The following is a 24,247-nucleotide window of genomic DNA, read 5'->3' on the forward strand; positions in this document are numbered from 1 at the left end:
GTATTTTTAAAGAAGCCGATAGCTAACTAGTAAGCTTATAAAAGTAAAGAGCACACACTGCTTAAAAAAGGTGTGTGCTTTTTATTTTACTAAAAAGGAAACTATTTTCATTGCTGAATCATGAACCTTTCTATTGAATAAAACGCTTTACTATGATAAAACTATTAAAGGTAAACATATGATAATAGTTTAATTTCATAGAGATACAACACCACTAGGGGTGCTTTCGAAGCTGAGAGAGACGAGAAGTCTTAACCCTTATAACCTGAACTAGGTAATACTAGCGTAGGAAAGAGGTATTGTAATGGATGTTTTGTATGGGATTTCCTTACGAACTCGTTATAATAATTTTGTGTATATAAACAAAAACACTTCTTTCCTGCGAAAGAAGTGTTTTTTTATGCGTAAAGGAAGGTGTCATACATGGAAGAAACAATTGATTTGCTTGTCAAACAGGTAGAGGAGCGCAAAGGGGAGCTAATCCAGTTATTAACAACGCTTGTTTCATATAAAACGCCCGCGCCTCCTGCACGAAATTCTCATGAAGCGCAGCTGTACGTAGCGGATTTCCTTAAAAACTGCGGTTTTTCCATCGATATGTGGGACTTATATTCCAACGATCCCATCGTAGTGGGTACGTTAAAAGGACAAAAATCAGCTGACTATCAAAGCTTGATTATTAACGGGCATATGGATGTTGCTGAGGTACAAGAAAATGAAAAGTGGGAGACAAATCCGTTTGAAGCTGTGGTAAAAGACAATATGATAATCGGACGCGGAGTTGCTGATATGAAAGGCGGCTTGGCAGGAGCATTATTTGCAGTGAAGCTTTTAACGGAAGCAGGAATTGAACTGCCGGGAGACTTGATTTTTGAATCCGTTGTAGGAGAAGAAGTGGGAGAAGCAGGTACGCTGCAATGCTGTCAGAAAGGATATACTGCTGACTTTGCGCTCGTTGCCGATACGAGTGATTTACATATTCAAGGTCAAGGCGGAGTGATCACGGGATGGATTACGATAAAAAGCAGCAAAACCTATCATGACGGTACACGCCGAAGTATGATTCATGCTGGAGGAGGGCTGTTAGCTGCGAGTGCTATTGAGAAGATGGCAAAAGTGATCGGAGGGCTGCAAGAATTAGAGCGCCACTGGGCTGTTACAAAAAGCTATCCAGGATTTTTGCCGGGGACAAATACGATTAACCCAGCAGTAATCGAAGGCGGAAGGCATGCTGCGTTTATTGCAGATGAATGCAGGCTGTGGATCACCGTTCACTATTATCCCAATGAATCATACGACCAAGTATCAAAAGAAGTGGAAGAATACATTTTAGCTATTGCAAAAGCAGATCCATGGTTAAAAGATAATCTGCCAACCTTTGAATGGGGAGGCACATCAATGATTGAAGACAGAGGAGAAATCTTCCCGTCATTAGAAATTGATGAAAATCATGCTGGAGTACAGCTGCTTGCAAATACTCATGAACAAATTGAAGGGAAAAAGCCTCTAATCGATGTGTCAACTAGCGTAACAGATGGCGGTTGGCTAGCTGATGCGGGTATCCCAGCAGCTATTTACGGTCCGGGGAATTTAGCAAATGCACATGCTGTGAACGAACAATTAGATATCAATCAGCTTATTCAATATACAAAAGTGATGGTGCAGTTCATTTATACGTGGCTGCATACGCATAAGGAGTGATCATCATGAAATTTAGTGAACGATTATATGAAAAGCTGCAGCCGATTTGGCGCCAAAATCATAATCATCCCTTTGTAGAGGGAATGGGAGACGGAACGCTTGAAAAGGAGAAGTTTCGCTTTTATATGATTCAAGATTATCTCTACCTAATTGATTATGCTAAATTATTTGCGATTGGAGCCATGAAAGCTACCGATGTTCAAACGATGGGGAAATTTGCTGCACTTTTAGATTCTACATTAAACGAAGAAATGAGCCTGCACCGTGAGTATGCCAAGAAATTTGAAATCAGCGAAAAAGAATTAGAAAAAGCGCAGCCATCTCCTACAACGCTTGCATACACACACTATATGCTGCACGTTGGTCAAAGCGGAACATTGGCTGAATTAGTGGCGGCTCTTTTGCCTTGTATGTGGAGCTACTGGGAAATAGGAAAAGAACTCAGTGAAAAGCCTGGAGCTAACAATGAGTTTTATCGTGAGTGGATTGAAATGTACAGCTCAGAAGAATTTGGAGAACTAGCGACGTGGTGTATCAACTTATTCGACTCACTTACTGAAGACAAATCAGAAGCGGAGTTAGAAAAGCTCGAAGAAATTTTCTTAAATACAACGCGTTTTGAGTATATGTTTTGGGATATGGCTTATAACGAAGCGATGTGGCCAATTCATGAGTAAGTCTGTGTTATCTTTTCAAAACGTCAGTTTTACGTACAAAAACGGTGATCAACCGATTTTAACATCATTAAACTTAGACGTGAAAGAAGGCGAGTTTGTCAGTATCGTTGGAGCGAGCGGTTCTGGGAAAAGTACGTTGTTTCGTCTCATTACAGGTCTTGAACAGCAGAGTGAAGGCGATATCGTGATTAACGGACAGTCTTATGAAAAGCGGCTTGGAAAAGTAGGCTACATGCCGCAGCAAGATTTGCTTCTTCCGTGGCGCACGATTTTAGACAATGCAGCGCTGCCGCTTGAGCTTCACAATGTGTCAAAAGCAAGTGCTCATAGGCAAGTATCTCAGCTGCTCGAAGAGTTTGGGTTAAAAGGGTATGAAAACCGTTTTCCAAGTGATTTATCCGGAGGGATGAAGCAGCGTGTTTCTTTTCTGCGAACGGTATTAAGCGGTTCTAACGTGCTGCTTTTAGATGAGCCTTTCAGTGCGCTTGATGCCATTACGCGTTTGTCGATGCAAGAATGGCTGCTTGAACAATGGCAAAAGCGTAAGCACACCATCTTATTTATCACTCATGACGTAAACGAAGCGCTTTTTTTATCAGATCGTATTTTTATCTTTTCAGACAAGCCGGTAAGTCATCTTGAAGAGATTCAAGTGCCGCTTAGCAGACCTCGAACGCAAAAAGATTTGAATCAACAGCGTGTGCTTGACGTGAAAGATTATTTAATTGAACAGCTTAGATCGAAGGTGAACACATGAAAAAGTACGGAGCTTCAGTGATATTAGTAGTCATTTTACTGGCTGCTTGGGAAATTGGAGCACGCATTGTAAACTATCCGTTTATTTTACCAACGCCCACCGGTATTTTAACGAAGCTTTGGGATTTGCGAATGGATTTATTGTTTAAGCATTTACCAGCTACGTTATCTATTGTCGTAATTGGGCTGGTTATATCCGTTGTGCTAGGGGTTCTGCTGGCCGTGTGGATGAATTGGAGTCCGCTTATTGAGCGTGCTTTCTATCCGCTTATTATTGCGTCGCAAATGATCCCGACTATTGCCATAGCTCCTGTATTTGTTCTCTGGTTTGGCTACTCCATTTGGAGCAAAGTGATTGTGACCGTATTAATTACGTTTTTTCCAATTACCGTTAGCACGTTTGACGGGCTTCGTTCCACAAACAAAGAGTTAAAAGAACTCATGTTAACGATGGGAGCAACAAAAAAAGATATTTTCTTTAAGTTGAACATTCCTTCTGCACTGCCTCATTTTTATTCAGGGCTCAAAGTAGCGGTTACCTTTAGTATAATAGGTGCTGCCATTGGGGAATGGTTAGGTGCACAAGCAGGCTTAGGATATTTCAGTCGTCGCATGATGACACAGTTTGATGCAGCTGGTGTATTTGCACCAATTGTGATTTTATCCGCGCTTGGTATTTTATTCTTTATTATTGTAGTAGGTTTCGAAAAACGTTCATTAAAGTGGAGGAAAACAGAATGAAAAAATGGTTTGTAATTGGCTTAAGCCTGATGCTTGTTTTGATGCTCGCTGCTTGCGGTCAGAACAAGGAAAATAAAGCTGGTGACAGTAAAAAATTAAAAGACGTTACAATTATGCTTGATTGGTATCCAAATGCAGTGCACAGCTTCATTTACGCTGCACAAGAAAAAGGATATTTCAAAAAAGAAGGGCTGAATGTAAAAGTACAGTTTCCTGCTAATCCAACAGACTCGCTTAATTTAGCAGCTGCGGGGAAAGTTACGCTCGGCCTTTATTATCAGCCTGATGTAGCAATGGCACGAGCAAATGAAGATGTGCCGGTAAAGTCGGTAGGAGCGATTGTAAGATCTCCGTTAAACCGAGTTGTGGCGCTCAAAGATAGCGGTATTAAGCGTCCTAAAGATTTAGAAGGAAAAGTAGTAGGCTACAGCGGAACACCATTAAGTGAATCTGTTCTAAAGAAAATGGTAAAAAGCGATGGAGGAGATCCGAATAAGGTAAAACTAGTAGACGTAGGATTTGAGTTAAATTCATCGCTGATTAGTAAAAAAGTAGATGCCGTAATAGGGGCATATATTAATCACGAAGTACCATTGCTTCACAAAAAAGGATACAAAACGGTTGACATTGATCCTTCGGATTACGGCGTACCATCTTACTATGAGCTAGTGGCAGTTACAGGGGATCAAACGTGGGCAAAAGATTCTGATACGATTAAAGCGTTTTGGCGTGCCGCGACAAAAGGGTATGAGTACACAGAGAAACATCCAAAAGAATCACTTCAAATTCTATTAGATAACCAAGATAAATCAAACTTCCCTCTTGAAAAAGACGTGGAAACAAAAAGTTTAAATATTTTACTTCCGAAAATGAAGTCTGAACACGGATTTGGCAGTCAAACGAAAGAATCATGGCAGTCAAATGTGGACTGGCTAAAAGAGTCAGGATTAATTAAGAAAAAACCAAATGTAGATGAAATGTTTGAGAATATTGGAGAATCCAAGTAAATAATTTAAGACAAATTTTAAAAAACCTTCTTATACTGAACGTAACTTTCTGAACGAGAAAGTGAAAAGGTAAAGGAGGTTTTTTTATGGCTTTTACGATAATAGATAAGGAAACATGTATTGCTTGCGGAGCATGTGGAGGGAGCGCACCAGATCTTTATGATTATGATTCAGAAGGTCTTGCTTATGCCGCGTTAGATAACAACGAATGAACAAAAGAAGTTCCTGAACATCAGCAAGATGAGATGATGGAAGCGTATGAAGGATGCCTAACAGAATCCATTAAAGTCGCAGAGCAGCCGTTTTATGGAGATGCAACAAAATTCGAATAGGGTTTTTGAAAAAACAAAGTTAATGATAAAGTACATTTAGTTATGCGATAAATAAATATTTGGTGAGATAGAAAGTTTCAAAACGAAAAAGGTCTTGCCTAGAGCAAGACCTTTTTTTATTCTAAATTTGCATGCTTTCCGTACATTGTATGGGTATCAAGTTCTTTCTTCTCCATGAAGCGAAGAATCAGCGCATCGTAAAAGAGAAGAAGCGTTTGTTCAAACAGTGACGCCATAGGCTGCACTGTTTGATAACTGCTTTGTTCTTGATCCTTCGGAGCACCGGGCAGCTTCACGATAAAGTCAGCCAGCTTGCCAAGCGTGGAATCGGGAGAAATTGTGACTACTCCAACTTTTCCTCCAAGTTCTTTTGCTTTTTGAGCGATAGGAATCAAGCTCTTCGTCTCGCCAGAACCTGATCCGATGATTAATAAATCATCCTGCGTGAAAGTGGACGTCACGGTTTCTCCAATGACATAAGCATCAATGCCCATATGCATCATACGCATAGCAAACGACTTGCCCATAAGGCCTGAACGGCCTGCTCCAGTGACAAACACTTTTTTAGATGAGATGATGCCATTTACAAGCTGCTCAGCTTCATCATCAGCGATTAGAGCTGTTGTTTGTAAAAGCTCATTCATAACTGTTTTTAAATGTTCGCTCGTCTGCATAGAAAGCTCCTTAATTTGTAATAAGCTCTTTCATTTGAGAAGCAACTGATTTTTTATCGTCTTGGCTCGTGATTCCTCCGCCAACGATAACAAGATCAGGCTGTGCTTTTACTACTTCAGGTAAAGATTCTAATTTAATTCCGCCAGCAACGGCTGTTTTTGCATTTTTTACAACGCTTTTGATTGTTACTAAATCTTCAAAAGAGTTTTGGCCAACTGCTTGAAGATCGTATCCTGTGTGTACACAGATATAGTCAACGCCAAATTCGTCTAGCTCTTTTGCGCGTCCTTTAATATCTTTTACACCAATCATATCGACAAGAATTTTTTTACCTTGTTTTTTGGCTTCTTCAACTGCACCTTTGATTGACATATCTTCAGCAACACCTAAGATGGTAATGATGTCTGCTCCAGCTTGAGAAGCTTGCTGTACTTCATAGCCAGCTGCATCCATAATTTTTAGGTCAGCTAATACTTTTAAATTAGGAAATGCTTCTTTAATTTCTTTAACGGCGCGAAGCCCTTCATTGATTACAACGGGCGTACCGATTTCCACGATATCAATATGTTCTTCAACTTCTTTTACTACCTCTTTTGCTTGAGAGATATTAACAAGATCTAATGCTAATTGTAATTCCATTCTACTCCACTCCTTACAGAAATGTATAAATACCTTTTGTGCTTTTTTACATATAAAGCAGCTGGTGTAGTTATTGTACCCGCAGTTTGAGGTTCTTAAAAGTACGCACTTTTCTCACAAATAGTGTGGGGAATGATAGTATACACAAGTATACTAATGGACATATCAGTCTTGTAACCGCTTAATTTTCATTAAAAATGCGGATGATGTTGAGTAACATCATCCGCATAAAAAAATAAAAACTATGGAATAGAAGGAGTAGTTTCCATCATTTAATTAACGTTTCCGCCTTTTGTTCTTGATTGATCAGCACTGTATCACGGTAATTTTTACCCCAATCATACATGGCTGTCAAAATGGGCATTAAACTTTCTCCTTCTTTTGTAAGTGAGTATTCGACTTTAGGTGGTACGACAGGATAAACTTTACGATTAACAATTAGATCTTCTTCCAGTTCCCGCAGCTGGTTAACCAGCATGCGCGGCGTAATATCAGGAATAAGCGATTTTAGTTCCCCGAACCGTTTTGTTCCTTCACGTCCTAAGTGCCATAGTATCAGCATCTTCCATTTTCCACCGATAATAGCAAGCGTTAATTCTTTTTCACAGTTAAATTCCTTATTAAGCTGGCTCAATTGCTTCACCCCTATGACCAATAGTATAAAATTTATTTTAAAGTACTTCTTATTATACCGGTGCTGACAATCCTTTTACAAAAATCCGGCTTGTATCTTTCCGTTAAAAAGCTCAACTTTTCTTACTATATAGTTATTCTTGACTAGTGAGGTGTAAAAGGTGGCCTTTAGTCATGTTTTTTATTTTTAAGGAATTCAATTGTTTAAATATAAAAAAAGATGGGAAATCACTCAATAACAATGCTAAAGGAGGCAGTAAAAATGGAAAGAAGCCGATCTGAATTACAAAACCCTGCTTTAAGCAACAGCGCAGGCATTAATAACGACGTAGGAATCAATAACAATCCACAGACAGCTAATAGCACTACTGCTGTTAGCACTGGAAAAAGCTGCAGCAGCAAGCTAGTAAAAGGTGTTGTTGTCGGGGCAGTTGTGGGTGGATGTATAACATTGCTTGATAATAAAACTCGCTCATCTGTTAAAAGAAGAGCCGTTACATTAAAGGACTCTTCCGCAAACATGATTAATCAAGTAAAAGAGAACCCTCAAGAAACAAAAGAAAAAATGGTGCAACAAATGAAAAACGCATCGAATCTTTTAAAAGATGCAATTAATGATGCTAAACATTTGTACGAGCGTGTAAATGAAGATTTCTTTAAGCAAGCAGAAGATGTGAAAAGCGTTACGCATGATGCAAAATCGACGGTAGAAGATGCTAAAAGTGATTTACAGCAAATTGGTGAAAAAGTGAAAGATGCAACTTCTGAAATAAGTAAGGAAAAGATGACGCCAGACGAAAAACCAGAAGCTGAGCGTGAAAGAACATACCAGTCTATTCACTAAAAAGGAGATGTTAACTGTGAGTCAAATGAATGAAGGAACTACAAAAGACATGAATAAAATTGAAGAAACGGCAGATAATTTAGGGACGGAGAAAAAAGAAGCAATTTTGCAGAACTTTGATACGTTTACTGATTATTTAAGTTAAAAAGTTCATGTCGGTAAAAAGCTCGGGTTAAGTGAGGAACAATTAACGGCCGCTACAAAAAAAGTGGCTAGCTATTTAGCCAAAAATGAGGAACCTCGAAACCGAGAAGAAAAAGTCCTTCATGAGTTATGGAAAGTCAGCAGTGAAGAGGAAAAGGAAGTCCTTTCTCATCTCATTTTAAAACTAGTTGCGTAACATTAAAAAAGCATCCCATCTATCAGGATGCTTTTTTAATGTATTAAGATGATTGATTTTGAGCCTCTTGAATCGTTTTATCCCACTCAATACCGCAATCATCCGTTGCACAAGAAGATTGCTGTGCGCAGCTTGCACATTTTCCCTGAGTACTCTTGCGGAAGAATTTTGCCATATGATAAAGGGCATATCCAAATATCAAAACCCCAATTAAAATGTTAATAATCAATGTTATTCACTCCTTTTAAGAAAAATCAAGTACTTTTCCAATAGTGTGTACAAGCAAAGCTACGAGATAAGCGACAACCAAAGGGTAGGCCACAGCAAATGCTGTCCATTTCAATGAGCCGGTTTCTCGTCGAATAACAGCGACGGTTGCTAGACACGGAACATAAAGAAGAACAAACACCATAAACGTATAGGCTGTTAGCGGTGTAAAGAATGTCTTCATTGTGTCGCCAAGCTGTCCTTCTTGTACTTTATAAATGATGCTCATAGTCGAAACAACCACTTCTTTTGCTAGGAAGCCTGTAATCAGTGATGCTACAGCTTGCCATGTCGCAAAACCTAAAGGGATAAATAGCGGAGCGATAGCACCTCCAATAATAGCCATAAAGCTATTTTCCATATCTACTCCAAAACCGCCAGGGCCAGCATAAGATGATAGCCAGATAAATACAGAGCCAGCTAAAATAACCGTACCTGCTTTTCGAACGAAATTTCGGCCTTTTTCCCACGTGCTTCTCCAAAGAGTCTTGGCTTGAGGTACGCGGTAAGGAGGAAGTTCAACAATAAAAGTTGATTGTTCGTCTTTAAGAAGCGTTACTGATAAAATTTTCGTTACAACAAGTGCTAAAATAATGCCAAGCAAGTACATAGAAAACACCACAGCTGCTCCGTTTTGCACAAAAAACGCACCTACAAATAAAGCGTATACAGGAAGGCGTGCTGAGCAGCTCATAAATGGATTTACTAAAATGGTCATAAGGCGCTCTTTTCGCTGTTCAATTGTACGCGCGGCCATGATCCCCGGTACGTTACATCCAAAGCTAATAATCATCGGAATAAATGCTTTTCCGTTCAAACCGAAAAATTCCATGATACGATCCATTACTACAGCAATTCGAGCCATGTATCCTGAATCTTCAAGCAGTGAAATGAAAAAGAACAGGACAAAGATTTGTGGTACAAATACTAGTACGCCGCCTACGCCTGCGATGATGCCGTCCACAATTAAATCATGAATAAATGGAGCGGCACCAGCTGCATTTAGAAGAGAATCAGCGCCTTTACTAAGCGTTCCGCCAAAAAAACCGTCCAGTTTATCAGAAAGAGGAACGCCAATCCAAGTAAACGTAATATTAAAAATCAAATACATTAAGCCAAGAAAAATAGGGAGACCGAGCCACTTATGCGTCACAATTCGATCGATTCGATCTGTGAAGGTTAGAGGTGTTTCGCTGCCCTTTACAATACACTCGCTGGAAATGCGCTCGATAAATGCTGTACGCACGTCGAAGAAATGCTCGCTAAGCGGCTTGGTTAATTTTTGTACAGCCGCTTTTCGAAGCTCAAGCAGCTCTGAGTAACTCGTTTTTTCTTTTAACGTTGATTCGATTACGCTATTTTCCGCTAAAAATTGAATGGCAATCCATCTGCTGACAGCCGCTTTTGTTTGAATCATATGAATTGCTTGTTCAGCGGTTTCCCCGTAATTTAATTGAAATAACGGGGCTTTTAAATCTTGCTTCAAAGTGGAGAGAAGCTCATTAATTCCTTTTCCATTGCGGGCAATAATTGCAGAAACTGGAATATGTAATGATTTGCTAAGCTTCTCCAAATGAAAAGTCAATCCGCGTTTTTCCGCTACATCAATCATATTTAAGCCGATTACTAATGGCTTTCCATATTCCAATGCTTGAATAGTGAGATGCATGCTTCTTTCAAACTGAGAAGCGTCTACAATATTCAGCATACTGTTAAATTCTCCGGTTAACAAAAAGTTAGTTACTACTGCTTCATCTGAAGAAAGAGGAGTAAAATCATACACACCCGGCAAATCAACCAGCTGGCTGTTTTGCTTTTTAATAGACCCAACTTTCTTTTCAACGGTTACACCGCTCCAGTTTCCTACGTATTCATAGGAATCTGTTAATATATTGAATAAAGAAGTTTTTCCTGTGTTTGGATTTCCTAAAAGTGCAATTGTACTCATGCTGTCTCAACCTCAATTTTAGCCGCATCGCGTTTTCGGATGCTAATCATTTGACCTTGACATTCAATAATACAAGGTCCCCCTAAGATGGTTTTTTGCTTCATGCATAGTTCGCAGCCTTTTTTTACTCCAAAAGAAAGAAGGCGGCGTTCTAATGATCTATCTAAAAATTCAATGTTTTTAACTTTTACTTTGTCGCCAATACTCACGGTAGTTAAATTCATCATTCAGCACTCCTGTTAATGATAATCATTTTCAATTTGTATCTATCTCGATTATACATAAGGTTCTAAAATCAATCAATGCTTCTAGAGCGTTACAATTAAAAATATATATTTATAACTATATTTTTCAGGTGAAATTATGTACGATTTTAGCAGCAAATTGTCAGGAGGGATGTGAGTGGAGGTAATCATTCGCAAAATGAGAAAAGAAGATATTACGTCTGTTCAATACGTCGCAAAGATGAGCTGGTATGATACATATGAAGGAATTATTCCTAGAAGCGTTCAGAATCGGTTTCTTTCAGAAGCATACTCCAATAAAAGGCTGCTGTGGCGCTTGCGCAATTCGTTCATTTATGTAGCAACTATTGATGAGAAAATCGTAGGGTACGCTAACTTTTTCCGACTACAAAACAGAGGGGAAATAGAACTAGGATCTATCTATATACTGCCTGCTTATCAAGGAAAAGGAATCGGTTCGCAATTGTTAGAAAAAGGAATGAAGCGCTCGAAGGAATTAAAAATCGTTTACATTAACGTAGAAAGGGAAAACGGAATAGGCCGTGCTTTTTATCAATCAAAAGGTTTCCAGCTCGTGGATGAATTTGATGATGAATTTGAAGGGCATTTGTTAAAAACGATGCGGATGAAGTTAATGATTTAAGCCTATAGCATGAACGTTACCTTAAAAAAGCTGATTTTAAACTTTCTGCTAAAATCAGCTTTTAATTACAGAATAACGATTGACCTTATTCTTGTGAATATGGTAACATTAATCAGAACTTAATGACCGAAAGTGTTTTTCGGTCAAACAGTCAGACGGAAGTAAGGATTATTGGAGGCTAAAAAACATGAATATGATTAAAGGAGAATGGAAAAAAATCTTTTCCAAACCAATGACTATTGTTGTGATTTGCGGATTGTTATTTGTTCCATTACTTTATAATGTCATCTTTTTATCTGCTTACTGGGATCCATATGGAAAAACAGATCAAATTCCAGTTGCAGTGGTAAATGAAGATAAAGGTGCTACGTTAGATGGAAAGAAATTGAATGTCGGTCGTGATTTTGTTGATGATTTAAAGAAAAACGATAAATTTGACTGGGAATTTACGAACAAAGAAAAAGCGTTAGATGGCTTAAAAAATGAGGACTACTATTTAGTTTTAGAAATTCCAAAGAATTTCTCCAAAAATGCAACAACATTAATGGATAAAGATCCTAAAAAAATGAAATTTATCTATCATACAAATGCCGGAAAGAACTATTCAGGCGCTCAAATTAGCTCAAATGCAGTGGCTAAAATCAATGATCAGATTAAAGAAGCAGTCACAAAGCAGTATGCTGAAACGGTATTTGACAGCTTTAAGCAAGTAGCGGACGGTCTTCAAAAAGCAAGTGACGGTGCAGGAGAGCTCGAAAACGGCTCAAAAACGCTGCGAGATAACATGAAGAAATTAGCAGACAGCACGGTTACATTCGAAGACGGTACAGCTAAATTGGCAAACGGATTAACGGATGCACGAAAAGGAGCAACAGATTTAAATGCAGGTGCAGCTAAGCTCCTAAACGGTGCGGACACAATTAATGAAAATTTAGGCAGCCTAAACAGCGGTTTAGGAAAGTTAGAAAGTGGGAGCGGACAGCTTTATGCGGCTTCTAAAGAACTTGAAACAGGTGCAGGAAAGCTTAGCAATGGGTTAGGACAACTACAAGACGGAACTGCAAAACTGCAAGGTGCGACACAACAGCTCAATGAAGGAACAAAGACACTTCAAGGGAAATTACCGCAGTTTACAAGCGGCTTAAATCAAGTGGACGCTGAAGTGAGCAGCGTTACGCAGCAAATTAATCAAGCGGAACAGGAAATTACGCAGATTAAACAGCAGGTCGATTCAAAAAAAGCAGAGTTTGAACAGCAGCAGCAAGCTCTCATTGACAGCATTAACAGCAACGAGTCCATTCCTGATGAGCAAAAACAAACGCTGATTGCAGGAATTAAAAAACTCACGTCTCAGCAGTTTATGGATGAACAGCAGCAAAAAGCAGAGCAGTTAAAAGCAAAAGTAGATAAAGTGCAAGAGTTATCTGCGGCTCTTCAAAAGCTGTCTAAAGGCGGAGAAGATATTCAAAGCGCTATTAATAAAATTGCTGATGGACAAAGTCAGCTGTACAATGGCCAAACAAAATTATATAATGCCCAAACTCAATTATACAACGGTGCTGTTAAACTAGCAGACGGAGAAAAGCAGTTCAACAGCAAATTTGCAGAATTAAACAGCGGTATTGCTGACGCTCATACAGGAGCTGGAAAGCTTGCTGACGGGCAGCAGCAAATTGTGGATGGACTTAAGAAGTCTGAACAAGGAAGCGCAGCGCTAGCAAATGGTTTAACACAGCTAGAAAACGGGGCAACCAAATTAGCAAATGGTTCTAAAGAGTTAACAAATGGTTCGTCCAAACTATATGATGGCTCATCTAAATTATCAGATGGAACAAGCGAGCTTCATTCATCTTTAGCAGATGGTGCAAAAGATGCAAAAGATGTTAAAGCGGATGATAAAACATATAGCATGTTTTCAAATCCAACGGATTTAAAATCAGATAAACAAAACAACGTAGATAAGTACGGTGTCGGATTAGCTCCATACATCTTATGTATTGGCTTGTTTGCGGGAACGCTAATGTTTTCAGCAGTATATCCAATGAAAGAGCCATCAATTCGACCGACATCAGGCATTTCGTGGTTCTTAAGTAAGTTTAGTGTCATCACTATTGTAGGTATGCTGCAGGCAGCGATTGCTGTTACAGCTCTTCTATGGGGCTTGCATTTAAACGTAACAAGCATTTGGCACTTCTATATCTTTACCATGATTACAGGTGTGACGTTCTTTACACTTATCTTGTTCTTAACAACAGGGTTAGGAAAAGTAGGGCAGTATTTAGCCTTCATTATTCTGCTGCTTCAAATTGGCGGCAGTGCAGGTACATTCCCTAAAGCACTTGTGCCGGAATTCTTCCAGGCAATTAATCCGTACTTGCCTATGACCTATGCAATTCGCGGTTTCCGTGAAATCATTTCAATTGGTGATGATTTCGGCTATGTATGGCATCAGGCTGGCGTACTTGGAATCTTTGCAGCAATCTTCATCACTCTTTCATTGATAATGTTTTATATCAATGCCAGAAAAGAGAAGCATCACACAGAGGAAGAGGCAGCAGCATAATTTAATTAACATAAAAAGAGAGTTCCAGTTTAAAAAGGAACTCTCTTTTTCTTTATGATAGTATAGGTTTACGTATAAAAGAGGGGAACGTGAATGCATGCAGCTTACAAAATTTTCGGTATATGAAAGTGATCGTGTGAAAAAGTGGCAGGAAGGGTTGAAAGAATGGGACGGTTCAATATCGGAGCGAATGATAAATGACCGAGCTGAAGATGAATTTTGGCAGCGGTATGTAGAAAAAATGTCTTTTGATTCAGAAAATGATCCTGTAGTAAAACAGCTTCAACAAGAACTTCTTGCTTTTTTGAATCCAAATGACTCTGTTATGGAAATTGGCCCTGGCTGGGGAAATTATACGTTTTCGATTGCTGATTATGTAAAAGAACTTACGTGTATGGATTGTTCGCCAAGCATTATTCGCTACTTACAAACGCAATCAGATGCCCGCTCTAATCTAAAGTTCATAGAAGGTAAATGGGAGTATGAGCGTCTAACAGATAACTATGATGCCGTAGTAGGAATAAACTGTTTTTACCGTATGCATAATATTGTCGATGGTCTCTTAAATATGAATGATTCGGCTAATTGTTTGGCGGTTATCGGCATGTCAACGGGTCCAGAAAAGCCTCATTACGTAGAGTTACATAGAAAACTTGGGTACGAGATTAAATGGCGCCGTAAGGAATATATTGACTTACTAAATATTTTATATGAACTGGGTATTTACGCAGATTGTAAGCTGGTTCCTATAACCAAAACGGTAACCTATGAGACGTACGAAGATCTCATCAAGAAGAACTCGACAAAGGTGCTTTCTAAAGATATTGACAAGTTAGAAACTGAGAAGATTATTTTACAGCATGTAAAGAAAATAAATGGCAGATATGAATATACATATCAATATCATATGGCTTTTATTTATTGGAAACCGATAAAAAGAACCCGTTGAGTAAAATCAACGGGTTCTTTTTTAGTAGTGATAAAGCTGTAATTTAGAATAAGCAATATTAAAATCGTCGCCGCTTAGAAGAACTTTCAATTCCTGCTTCTTCACGGTATTTAGCTACTGTTCTTCTTGAAATTTGAATTCCTTCGCTGGAAAGAAGAGACATGAGCTTTTGATCTGAAAGAGGTTTTAGTTTATCTTCTTCGGCAATTAATGTTTTGATTTTTTCTTTTATAAAGGCAGTAGAATTACTTTGTTCGCCATCAGTTCGCTCTAAAGAATTGGTGAAAAAGTATTTTAACTCAAACAGCCCGCGTGGCGTTTGAATATACTTTCCGTTAGTCGCACGGCTTACCGTTGATTCGTGACAGTCAACTTTTTGAGCAATATCTTTTAAGGTAAGCGGCTTTAGCCCCGAAATACCCATTTTAAAAAAATCTTGCTGATGTTCCACAATGGCTTTGGATACGTTGTAAATCGTCGCATTACGCTGCTCAATACTATTGATTAGCCAAGTAGCTTCATGAATTTTTTCCTGTACGTATCGATCGGTTGTTACGCATGCAGCGCGATGAACCAGCTTTTGGTAGGTACCGTTAATTTCGATGGGCGGAAGCAGCTCGCTATGAAGAATAACATGATAGCGGCCGTCAACTTTTTGTACCGTTACATCAGGCGAGATGTACTTCGTAAGCGGGACGTGGAAATCTCCTGCTGGACGAGGATTTAATGTCCGCAAGCAGTCAACAATTTCTTGTACTTCACGCATCGAAATAGAGTATTTTTTTGAAATGTTCCGATATTTTTTGTTAGCAATATCTTCAATATCGTGTTTTACCACGTCGTATAAAAGAGGAGGCTTTGACTTTTTGGCCTTAATTTGAATAAGCAGTGAATCGACAAAATTTTGAGCGCCCACGCCAATCGGATCAAAGCTTTGTAAAACGTGAATCATATCGTCGACTTCGTTAATTGAAACATTCAGCAGTTCGGCTGCCAATTTTGGCTCAATTGCTAAAAAGCCGTTTTTATTTAAGTTTCCAATTAGAAATTGAACGATGTGTTTTTGGTGTGTGTGTAAATGATTTAGCATAGACAGCTGCTCTAATAAATGACTTTCTAATGTCACAGTTTCATCAGATATATAATTAAACGGATTATACTCGTCATCGGTATAACCTTTTGAATATGAACGCTGTTCTCGAGTATCAAATGAATCTTTTTGCTGAGAGTCGCCAGCAGACAGTTTAATTACAGGATTTTCATTGACTTGCTGATGAAGATAATGAACTAAATCGGCCGTAGAATAATTTAAAATGTTGATAGACTGACGTAATTCAGGTGTCATGGCCAATTTTAATAGTTGTTTTTGGGATAAATCTAAACCTAATTGCATCATTGAATCACCTATCATTCTTGAGTTTTATTTCGACAATTCTGGCTGCATCGTTCGACATCATCATAGCTGAAAATGCGAAAGAATTCTATAGTGTTGTCAGATGTTCTTACACAGGGGCGAATCGCAAGAAAGAGTAGGAGAATAGATAAAACAAAAACGAATAGCTCCTGGCAATAGCTATTCGTTTGTTTTAACAGAGCCGCTAGGAGAACTTAGCTGCAATTTGGGGTGTTTCCCATTCTTCTATCTCCCCATGCGCACATCATATTTAAAATTTCTCGTAAGGTTTCGCCTTCTTCACTGAGTGAGTACTCTACTTTAGGAGGAACTTCATTGTATACTTTTCTATTAACCACACCGTCTTTTTCTAATTCTTTTAGCTGTTGAGACAGCATTTTTTTGGTAATAGCAGGCATAGCTCGCTGAAGTTCACTAAAACGTTTTTCACCTTCTTTTAATAGGCATAAAATAACGACTTTCCATTTCCCGCCGATTACTTCAAGCGTTGCTTCAACAGGTACATTATAGTGGGGTGCTTTCACCGTTAATCCTCCATTCATAAACAGATATGAAATATGGATATAATAATTTAATATCCATAGACCTAGGTTACCGGGAAGGTACCTGGTTACATGAAAGTGCCGTCTTTTGTAAACAACATGTATTTATTATACTGAAAAAGAACTTTTAATTGAAGGAAGAAATGTAAAAGGGGAGATCTTGATGAAAGCTTTACTGCTAGAAGGCAAAGGGAAAGTAAGTGAGATGAAAGTCGGAAATATCCAAAAGCCGCATCCAGCTAAAGGTAAAATTTTAGTTAAAATTAAAGCTACTGCCCTGAACCCTACGTTTACCAGCACAATGAAAAGGTCCGAACGATTACTCGTTCGGACCTTCTTTAAACTAACATACTTTTTATTTTACCTCTTTTAAATCGTAAACTGCTGCGTATAGAGCTTGTGATAAAACCCTTGTTTTTCTAACAGCTCGCGATGATTTCCTTCTTCAATAATTTGTCCGTCTTTTAAGACAAGGATTTGATCTGCATTTTCAATCGTTTTAAGGCGGTGGGCAATCACAAAGCTTGTTTTTCCTTTTAATAGATTACTCATTCCTCGTTGAATATCAATTTCTGTTTTTGTATCAATATTGGAAGTAGCTTCGTCTAAAATTAAAATATCACAGTCAGAAAGCATGGCTCGAGCAATCGATAAAAGCTGCTTTTGACCTTCACTTAAATTTCCTCCGCCAGCTGAAATCACGGTATTGTATTGCTGCGGCAGATGCTTGATAAACGAATGAGCATTTGCCATCTTTGCGGCACTTTTCACTTCTTCGTTGCTGGCATCTAACCGGCCAAATCGAATGTTATCCGCAATCGTACCGGAAAATAAATAGGTATCTTGAAGAACAATGCCGATTCGGTTTCGTAAATCATGGATGTTATAGTCACTGATGGAACGTCCGTCAATTTTAATGTCTCCGTTTGAGATGTCATAAAATCGTGTGAGCAAGTTAATGATTGTTGTTTTACCAGAACCTGTTGGACCGACCAAAGCAACCATTTCACCTTTTTTTGCTGTCAGTGTAACATTTTTTAAAATCATTTTTTCCTCAGTATAGCCAAATGATACGTTCTCAAAAGCAACGTCTCCTGCAAATTTTGTAACAGAAAGAGCGTTTGGCTTGTTTGTGACGTCCGGCTGCTCATCCATAATGGCAAACACTCGCTCTGCGCCGGCAATAGCCGAAAGAATGGTGTTTACTAAGTTTGCCATTTGACTGATTGGGCGAGAGAACTGACGTGAGTAGTTAACAAATGAAGCGATCATCCCAACTGTAACGCTACCTTGAACAGCCATAAATGCTCCCGCTCCAATCACTAGTGCTAAGCCTAAGTTGTTAATAAAGTTTGTAACAGGACCTAAAAAGCCTGAAAATGTTTCCGCTTTTGTTGCTGAACTTCTCAGCTGTTCATTTCGTTCATTAAAAACAGTTAAAAAGTCTTTTTCCTTACTAAAAAGCGTAACAACTTCTCCTCCAGAGATTGCTTCTTCTACAAAGCCGTTTAGCTCACCTAAGTCTTTTTGGCGTTTGACAAAATTTTCACTGCTTCGTTTTAATATTTGTCGAACGATTATAACCATCAAGGGAATAACAATCAGCGTGATAATGGCAAGAATCCAGTTGAGCGAGAACATCGCAATGGTAATGCCGACTAAAGACAAAATAGAGGACAGAGCCTGAATAACGCTTTGACTCAGAGCGCTGTTTAGATTATCAATATCATTTGTGACTCTGCTCATTAACTCTCCGTGAGCTCGTTTGTCAAAAAAGCGAAGGGAGAGAGTCTGAAGCTTTGCAAATAAATCTTGTCGAAGCATGCCAATAGTCGTAAACGAAACGTTCACCATTAAATAGGTTTGCAGCCATGTTAACAAAGATGTCGTAATATAAATTCCTGCAAGAATAAGTGACATTCGTATCGTTCCGCTGGTATCTTTGGGAATAATATGCTCATCAATAATAACCCCAATTAAATAAGGGCCTAATAAATTAAGCAGGGAAGTCACAATAACTAAGATTATCGCAGCCGCAAGCGGAGGTTTTCGTTTCCCCATATATGACCAGATTCTGTACAGTGTTTTTTTCGCATTTTTTGGCTTAACTACAGGGCCTTTCATCATTCCTCTAGGGCCGCGAATAGAGCTCATTTGATTTTTACCTTGGTTATTCACTAGGCAACACCTCTTTTCCGCCTTGTGCAAGATAAATGTCGTAATAAAGAGAGCGATAACGAAGCAATTCTTCATGAGTTCCTTGTTCAGCAATTTTGCCTTCATCCATGACGATAATATGGTCAGCGTGGAGAAGAGACGAAATTTTAGAAGCAATAATGATAACGGTCGCATCAGCAAACTCTTCTTTTAAATGTTTTAGTACCTGCGCTTCTGAGACAGCGTCTAATGCCGAAGTTGCATCATCGATGACCAGGATAGCGGGCTTTCTAACAAATGCACGCGCGATTGAAAGACGCTGCTTTTGCCCTCCTGATAAATTGGTTGCTCCTCGCGTTAAAGGATACTCATATCTTTCTGGGAGTTTTTCAATAAACTCCGTTGCGCATGCAAAATCCGCAGCATCTTCAATTTCTGAGGAAGAAGCATGATCTTTTCCCATTCGAATATTCATATCAATCGTGCCGGTAAACAGCGTAGCTTTTTGAGGAATAAACCCAATGGATGAGCGAAGCACTTTTACGTCATAGTCCGTAAGATTTTTTTCATCTACGAAGATTTCGCCGTCATCAGGATCATATAAGCGGGAAATAAGTTTTGCAAGCGTCGACTTTCCGCTTCCAGTAGAGCCGATAATGCCAATGGTTTCCCCGTGTTTAGCAGTAAACGAAATATCTTTTAATACGTTTTCGCCATTTTTACTATAGCTGTATGTAACGTTTTGAAACGATAGATCACCTTTAAGTCTGTTGATTTGAGCAGCAGAGTTTGCTGGAGGGATGTCTATTTTTGTTTTTAAAACAGAATCGATTCGTTCAGCTGAAGGGAATGCGCGTGTAATTTGCATAAGCACCATGCTGCTTGACATAAGTCCGTTTAAAATAATCGTTAAGTAATTAATAAAAGCTAGAATGACACCTGCTTCAATTTTTCCTGCTTCGACTTGAAATCCTCCCAGCCATAGAGTAGCTATCATTCCAATATTTACGACAAATAAAATAACGGGCATTAAAAGCGAAATAAGCTGAACAGCACTCATATTAGCTCGCGTCAAGGAACTGTTTGCTTCTTTAAACTGATTGATTTCATACGATTCTCTTACATACGCTTTTACTACACGCATCCCTGATAAATTTTCTTGGACTTTTGTATTTACACGATCAACGCTTTGCTGAACTTTTTTAAAAAGTTTTCCAGCTTTCGTGATCACAAACCAAATGCATAAAAATAAAATAGGGACGACCACGACGATAATAGGAAACAAAGAACGAGCGGTTAATAACACGATCACAATACTTCCTGCAAAAAGTAAAGGACCTCTAACTAATACTTTTAGCGTCATATTCAATGCGTTTTGAACACTCGTTACATCATTTGTCATGACGGTAATTAAGTGACCAGTCCCTAGTTTGTCTCTGTTGCTGTTTGAGAGGTTTTCAATCTTTTCAAAAAGCGATTTCCGAATATCGGTAGAAAAATTCACTGCCGCTTCTGTGCTAAGGATGGCGCAGACGATACCGGCAGCTAAGCCAATGAGTGCTAACATGAGCATAAGGATACTTCGGGTGATAACATATGTTTGATTATTGTTTGCAATGCCATAATCAATGATATGCTGCATAATAGTAGGCTGAAGAAGGTCAGCTAACACTTCAATTACCATCAATAGCGGGGCAAACAGCGCGAGCCATTTGTAAGGTTTTAAGTAAGGGTACAAAGATTTAATTGTATTCACACATTGTGGCACTCCTTTCTGTAAAAAATATGGTAACATAGAATAAGTTTAGAAGTTTGTTTTAAGCACCATTTATTATACGCCAATGCAAGCAGAAATCCACTTTTTGAGAGGGTCAGGTATGCAATGAATCAAACATTACGAGTACATCATCCGCTTTTTGGATCTTTGTTATATGACTCGGCCTGGGTTGGAGAAAAACAGGTCACTTTCTTTGGACAAAAACAACACGTGTTGCTGACAATTGATGGAGATAAAGAGAAGCCATTTCAAAAACGACAAGAAGAGGCCTTTCAAGCGTTTTGGCTTCAAGGTGAATTATTGTTAAAGAGGACGGAAAAAGCTCTTTTTGATTATTATCAGCAGGTGCGAGATGAATACAGAACTCAAGTTGAAAAAGACGTGGTAGACTTATTAGTTCCGAATGTAAAAAAGCGAAAAGACATCGGTTTTTTAGTTGAGTGTATTCAAATCTTTGTCCCTGAAGCACCTCATGATACAAGAGAACTTGGTTTGTTTTTTGAATGTACATGGGAAGAAGAGCATATGTTAGCTGTAAAGTTTAGAAATGAACAAATTGCCGCTATTGGTTTACAAGAAGATTTATTCTAGTAAAAAGCCTTGAAGCAAACTGCTTCAAGGCTTTTTGAAATTAATGTTTGACAGGCTCTTCGATTCCCATACCTGTATTTGCTTTTACTAAAATCTCATCAAATTTCTTTTCGTCTGCCTTTTTAGACGAAAGAAGTGTTCCTATAAAAGCAGCTAAGAAACCTAGAGGAATAGAGATAATACCAGGGTTTGTTAGTGTGATGAGCGGTTCACCTACAAAGATAGCAGCTCCCGGCTCAGGTGCCCATACGTTTGGACTAATGGCAACTAAAAACAGTGAGCTGAATAGTCCAACCAGCATGCCAGTGACTGCTCCTGCTGTATTGAAACGTTTCCAAAAGATAGTGAGAAGAATAATTGGCAAGTTAGCGCTCGCTGCTACGGCAAAGGCAAGCGCCACTAAAAATGCCACGTTCATGTTTTGAGCAAATAATGCAAGAATAATAGATAGAATAGATACCCCAATAGAAGCCCATCGTGCAGCTACTACCTGTTCTTTTTCAGTAGCAGCTCCTTTACGCAGAATATGACTATAGAAGTCGTGCGCGAATGCTGAAGCTGCTGATAGCACCAGTCCAGCTACAACAGCTAAAATTGTAGCAAAAGCTACAGCTGAGACGAACGCAAAAAGAAAGTCTCCACCAAGAACTTGAGCGAGCAGGGGAGCTGCCATATTTCCTGCTGCATTTGCTTTTATAATATCATCGTATCCTACAAATGCAGCAGCACCGAATCCTAAAAAGATTGTCATAATGTAAAAAGCGCCAATGATCCACGTTGCATAAATAACAGACTTTCTTGCGGTGATGGCATCTTTTACTGTGAAGAAACGAATAAGGATATGAGGCAGGCCTGCTGTACCAAGAACAAGAGCTAAATTCAACGAAATCATGTCCAGCGGATTTTTGAATTTATTTCCTGGATTTAAAAAGCCGTCACCAAGAGGGGTTGCAGTTTTCATCTCGGAAAACATTTTAGCTAAGCTAAAATCAAATTTTGAAAATACGATAATGGAAATAATGAACGTACCAATCATCAGAAGCAAGGCTTTGACAATCTGCACCCAGCTAGTCGCTGTCATTCCTCCAAATACAACGTAAACCGTCATCAAGACGCCGACAATCAAGACAGAGTACATGTAATCTAGACCAAGTAATAAATGAATTAATGCTCCTGCTCCAACAAGCTGCGCAATCATATAAAAAATGGAAATGGTGATCGTGTTTAACGCAGCAACTCCCCGCACTTTCTTTTCGTTAAAACGAGCTGCTATCATATCTGCCATCGTGTACTTTCCTAAGTTGCGAAGTGGTTCAGCTACAATGTATAACACAACGAGGTAGGCAACTAAAAAGCCGATGCTGTAAAAAAAACCGTCAAATCCAGAAAGCGCTACCATTCCGGCTATGCCTAAAAATGATGCAGCAGACATATAATCTCCGGCAATCGCCATACCATTTTGCCAGCCGGTTAAACTTCCATCTGCTGTATAAAAGTCACTGGTCGTTTTTGTCCGCTTGGATGCCGCATACGTAATGATTAGCGTAAGACCTACAATGGCTAAAAAAAGTGAAAAAGCTAGTACGTTCATTCATTTACCCCCCTATTTAATTGGCAGCTTCTTTTTTAATCGTGTCAACAAGTTCATCAAATTTCGAGGCTCTTTTTGTGTATAGAATGCATAGGGTCCAGGTCATCACAAACTGTGCAAAAGCAAATACCCACGCCCAGGTCATAGAAGCAAAAGCTGGTTTGTTTAGGACGGTTGTGTAAGCCGTTAAGATAGGCAAGGTAAAATAAAAAGCAAGAAAAAACAGAGAGAGCGGTAAAATAAAATTGCGTTTTTGTTTCAAAAGCTTTTGAAATGAAGCAGACTGTACAATTTCTGTGTAATCAGGAGAGGAAGAAGCATTGTTTACCTTCTTTAAAGAATTTTCATTCATCGCCAAGCTGAATTCCCCCTTTGATAATAAATAGATGAAGCGAAAAGCTTCATATCACTTGAATTATATTATTTTCTGAATAAAAAGTAAATTCTGTCTTTTTGTGAGAATGGTAACTGTGTAAATTTTTAATATACTGAAGGTTCACAATAAATGCATACTGCCATAATAAAAAAAGAACACCATTCAATACAAAGGAAAAATCATTCGCAAAAGAAATGTTGAAATTAATCCTTAGTTTCTTTTACATATAAGGCTTTTCTTTATTATTTAAACGTTATTTTTTTGTTTGATCTTTTGAAAAATAAAAGAAGATGATGATAAAATCATAAGCACACAATAATGCTTAGATAGGAAACAGGTTGAGAAAGTACGCTATTATTTAGAGATGGTTATAAATAGACAAGATATTATGAAAGATTTCTATATGAATGATATTTTTTCTTTATAGCAAACAAATCATGTGACTACTTATATAAAAGAGAAAAGGTGAAATAATGGCATTTGGAATTAAACGCCCGGAACTAAACGCATGGAAAGCAGCTGTTAAGCGAGGAGAGATCGCATTTTTAACTCATTATTGGCTTGATGAGCGTTTTCCAAATGCAACTACCGTAACAAAAGTAGGTTGTAGTGACTTAAATAAGCTGATTAAGTGGGGAAAAAAGTATGGTATTCCCGCTAAGTATATTGATAATCGATCCGGCTATCCTCATTTCGATTTACTAGGCGAGCGTCAGAAAGAAATTATGAAAAAGGAAAATCAGCTGGAGCAGCTGAAGCGATTTGAAGAAGTTAACGAGTGAAAAGCAAAACTAATTTCAAAAACTGTAAAAAAATTCTATTGTTAAGGCTTTTTTTAT

Annotated in this window: 25 protein-coding genes, 2 pseudogenes and 1 riboswitch; of the genes and pseudogenes, 15 read left to right on the forward strand and 12 right to left on the reverse strand. The window is 38.6% G+C overall.

Features of this window, described 5'->3' with window-relative positions:
* Nucleotides 1-206: 206 nt before the first annotated feature.
* Nucleotides 207-309: riboswitch (TPP riboswitch) on the forward strand.
* Between the two features lie 114 nt (nt 310-423).
* The 6 genes and pseudogenes from Q5794_RS04720 (at nt 424) to Q5794_RS04745 (ending at nt 5,214) form a co-directional block, all read left to right on the forward strand.
* Complete coding sequence (locus tag Q5794_RS04720; protein WP_214984938.1) at nt 424-1,701, forward strand: acetylornithine deacetylase; 1,278 nt, start codon at nt 424-426, stop codon at nt 1,699-1,701.
* 5 nt (nt 1,702-1,706) lie between these two features.
* Nucleotides 1,707-2,378 carry a thiaminase II gene (tenA, locus tag Q5794_RS04725; protein WP_129706493.1) on the forward strand — a complete coding sequence of 224 codons (672 nt, stop codon included), beginning with the start codon at nt 1,707-1,709 and terminating at the stop codon, nt 2,376-2,378.
* Complete coding sequence (locus Q5794_RS04730) at nt 2,371-3,135, forward strand: ABC transporter ATP-binding protein (RefSeq protein WP_214984941.1); 765 nt, start codon at nt 2,371-2,373, stop codon at nt 3,133-3,135. Before tenA ends, Q5794_RS04730 begins: the two co-directional genes overlap by 8 nt.
* Nucleotides 3,132-3,875, forward strand: coding sequence for an ABC transporter permease (locus Q5794_RS04735; RefSeq protein ID WP_098547119.1), 744 nt, complete (start codon nt 3,132-3,134; stop codon nt 3,873-3,875). Before Q5794_RS04730 ends, Q5794_RS04735 begins: the two co-directional genes overlap by 4 nt.
* A complete protein-coding gene (locus Q5794_RS04740; protein WP_016763180.1) occupies nt 3,872-4,882 on the forward strand; it encodes an ABC transporter substrate-binding protein in 1,011 nt (336 codons plus the stop codon). The genes Q5794_RS04735 and Q5794_RS04740 overlap by 4 nt, the downstream gene beginning before the upstream one ends.
* 86 nt (nt 4,883-4,968) lie before the next feature.
* Nucleotides 4,969-5,214: pseudogene (locus Q5794_RS04745) on the forward strand (ferredoxin).
* Nucleotides 5,215-5,330: 116 nt separating this feature from the next.
* Here the strand turns inward: Q5794_RS04745 and hxlB are convergent.
* From hxlB to Q5794_RS04760, 3 genes are all read right to left on the reverse strand, one after another.
* Nucleotides 5,331-5,888: a 6-phospho-3-hexuloisomerase gene (gene hxlB / locus Q5794_RS04750; protein WP_013055598.1), complete on the reverse strand. Its 558-nt coding sequence runs from the start codon at nt 5,886-5,888 to the stop codon at nt 5,331-5,333.
* Between the two features lie 10 nt (nt 5,889-5,898).
* Nucleotides 5,899-6,528, reverse strand: a complete 630-nt coding sequence (hxlA, locus tag Q5794_RS04755) for a 3-hexulose-6-phosphate synthase (RefSeq protein ID WP_013055599.1) — start codon at nt 6,526-6,528, stop codon at nt 5,899-5,901.
* Nucleotides 6,529-6,796: 268 nt separating this feature from the next.
* Nucleotides 6,797-7,162 carry a helix-turn-helix domain-containing protein gene (locus Q5794_RS04760; protein WP_013055600.1) on the reverse strand — a complete coding sequence of 122 codons (366 nt, stop codon included), beginning with the start codon at nt 7,160-7,162 and terminating at the stop codon, nt 6,797-6,799.
* Between the two features lie 261 nt (nt 7,163-7,423).
* Here Q5794_RS04760 and Q5794_RS04765 point away from each other — a divergent pair, with 261 nt between their 5' ends.
* The 3 genes and pseudogenes from Q5794_RS04765 to Q5794_RS04775 all read left to right on the forward strand — a co-directional run.
* A complete protein-coding gene (locus Q5794_RS04765) occupies nt 7,424-8,005 on the forward strand; it encodes a hypothetical protein (protein WP_043980198.1) in 582 nt (193 codons plus the stop codon).
* A gap of 16 nt (nt 8,006-8,021) precedes the next feature.
* Nucleotides 8,022-8,150 (forward strand): hypothetical protein, encoded by a 129-nt coding sequence (locus Q5794_RS04770; protein ID WP_374988751.1) that lies wholly within the window; start codon nt 8,022-8,024, stop codon nt 8,148-8,150.
* A 12-nt stretch (nt 8,151-8,162) separates the two neighbouring features.
* Nucleotides 8,163-8,345, forward strand: a pseudogene (locus tag Q5794_RS04775) (DUF3243 family protein); the annotation flags it as partial.
* Nucleotides 8,346-8,388: 43 nt separating this feature from the next.
* Here the strand turns inward: Q5794_RS04775 and Q5794_RS04780 are convergent.
* Genes Q5794_RS04780 through Q5794_RS04790 form a run of 3 tightly spaced genes read right to left on the reverse strand, consistent with a single transcriptional unit; the run spans nt 8,389 to nt 10,787 of the window.
* Nucleotides 8,389-8,574, reverse strand: coding sequence for a FeoB-associated Cys-rich membrane protein (locus Q5794_RS04780; RefSeq protein ID WP_192996709.1), 186 nt, complete (start codon nt 8,572-8,574; stop codon nt 8,389-8,391).
* Between the two features lie 15 nt (nt 8,575-8,589).
* The gene (gene feoB / locus Q5794_RS04785; protein WP_374988752.1) at nt 8,590-10,560 is read right to left on the reverse strand and encodes a ferrous iron transport protein B; all 1,971 of its coding nucleotides are present in this window, start codon (nt 10,558-10,560) and stop codon (nt 8,590-8,592) included.
* Nucleotides 10,557-10,787 carry a FeoA family protein gene (locus Q5794_RS04790; protein WP_013055605.1) on the reverse strand — a complete coding sequence of 77 codons (231 nt, stop codon included), beginning with the start codon at nt 10,785-10,787 and terminating at the stop codon, nt 10,557-10,559. The genes feoB and Q5794_RS04790 overlap by 4 nt, the downstream gene beginning before the upstream one ends.
* A gap of 175 nt (nt 10,788-10,962) precedes the next feature.
* Between Q5794_RS04790 and Q5794_RS04795 the strand changes: the two genes are divergently transcribed.
* The 3 genes from Q5794_RS04795 to Q5794_RS04805 all read left to right on the forward strand — a co-directional run bounded on the left by Q5794_RS04795 (nt 10,963) and on the right by Q5794_RS04805 (nt 14,960).
* Entirely contained in the window at nt 10,963-11,448 is a 486-nt protein-coding gene (locus Q5794_RS04795; protein WP_078081507.1) for a GNAT family N-acetyltransferase, read from the forward strand.
* 187 nt (nt 11,449-11,635) lie between these two features.
* Nucleotides 11,636-14,011, forward strand: coding sequence for a YhgE/Pip family protein (locus tag Q5794_RS04800; RefSeq protein WP_374988753.1), 2,376 nt, complete (start codon nt 11,636-11,638; stop codon nt 14,009-14,011).
* Nucleotides 14,012-14,108: 97 nt separating this feature from the next.
* Nucleotides 14,109-14,960: a class I SAM-dependent methyltransferase gene (locus Q5794_RS04805; protein ID WP_374988754.1), complete on the forward strand. Its 852-nt coding sequence runs from the start codon at nt 14,109-14,111 to the stop codon at nt 14,958-14,960.
* Between the two features lie 58 nt (nt 14,961-15,018).
* Here the strand turns inward: Q5794_RS04805 and rpoN are convergent, their stop codons facing one another.
* Nucleotides 15,019-16,356: an RNA polymerase factor sigma-54 gene (gene rpoN / locus Q5794_RS04810; protein ID WP_374988755.1), complete on the reverse strand. Its 1,338-nt coding sequence runs from the start codon at nt 16,354-16,356 to the stop codon at nt 15,019-15,021.
* A gap of 212 nt (nt 16,357-16,568) precedes the next feature.
* A complete protein-coding gene (locus Q5794_RS04815) occupies nt 16,569-16,916 on the reverse strand; it encodes a helix-turn-helix domain-containing protein (RefSeq protein WP_034668472.1) in 348 nt (115 codons plus the stop codon).
* Nucleotides 16,917-17,079: 163 nt separating this feature from the next.
* Here Q5794_RS04815 and Q5794_RS04820 point away from each other — a divergent pair, with 163 nt between their 5' ends.
* Nucleotides 17,080-17,289 (forward strand): hypothetical protein, encoded by a 210-nt coding sequence (locus tag Q5794_RS04820; RefSeq protein WP_251033930.1) that lies wholly within the window; start codon nt 17,080-17,082, stop codon nt 17,287-17,289.
* On the opposite strand, the gene Q5794_RS04825 is transcribed toward Q5794_RS04820, so the two are convergent.
* Nucleotides 17,286-19,070, reverse strand: a complete 1,785-nt coding sequence (locus tag Q5794_RS04825) for an ABC transporter ATP-binding protein (RefSeq protein ID WP_214985624.1) — start codon at nt 19,068-19,070, stop codon at nt 17,286-17,288. The genes Q5794_RS04820 and Q5794_RS04825 overlap by 4 nt on opposite strands.
* 16 nt (nt 19,071-19,086) lie before the next feature.
* Nucleotides 19,087-20,829, reverse strand: coding sequence for an ABC transporter ATP-binding protein (locus tag Q5794_RS04830; protein WP_214984950.1), 1,743 nt, complete (start codon nt 20,827-20,829; stop codon nt 19,087-19,089).
* A gap of 126 nt (nt 20,830-20,955) precedes the next feature.
* Here Q5794_RS04830 and Q5794_RS04835 point away from each other — a divergent pair, with 126 nt between their 5' ends.
* The gene (locus Q5794_RS04835; protein WP_057239197.1) at nt 20,956-21,441 is read left to right on the forward strand and encodes a DUF6985 domain-containing protein; all 486 of its coding nucleotides are present in this window, start codon (nt 20,956-20,958) and stop codon (nt 21,439-21,441) included.
* 40 nt (nt 21,442-21,481) lie between these two features.
* On the opposite strand, the gene Q5794_RS04840 is transcribed toward Q5794_RS04835, so the two are convergent.
* Together Q5794_RS04840 and Q5794_RS04845 are read right to left on the reverse strand one after the other, a co-directional pair.
* A complete protein-coding gene (locus Q5794_RS04840; protein ID WP_374988756.1) occupies nt 21,482-23,032 on the reverse strand; it encodes a cation acetate symporter in 1,551 nt (516 codons plus the stop codon).
* A 16-nt stretch (nt 23,033-23,048) separates the two neighbouring features.
* On the reverse strand, nt 23,049-23,384 hold the full coding sequence (locus Q5794_RS04845; RefSeq protein WP_034275644.1) for a DUF485 domain-containing protein: 336 nt from the start codon (nt 23,382-23,384) through the stop codon (nt 23,049-23,051).
* A gap of 497 nt (nt 23,385-23,881) precedes the next feature.
* On the opposite strand from Q5794_RS04845, the gene Q5794_RS04850 reads away from it, so the two are divergent.
* Nucleotides 23,882-24,190 (forward strand): hypothetical protein, encoded by a 309-nt coding sequence (locus tag Q5794_RS04850; protein ID WP_116074627.1) that lies wholly within the window; start codon nt 23,882-23,884, stop codon nt 24,188-24,190.
* Nucleotides 24,191-24,247: the final 57 nt, after the last annotated feature.

Origin of the sequence: Priestia megaterium (assembly GCF_041941685.1) — a bacterium.
GTDB classification, from domain to species: Bacteria; Bacillota; Bacilli; order Bacillales; family Bacillaceae_H; genus Priestia; species Priestia megaterium_C.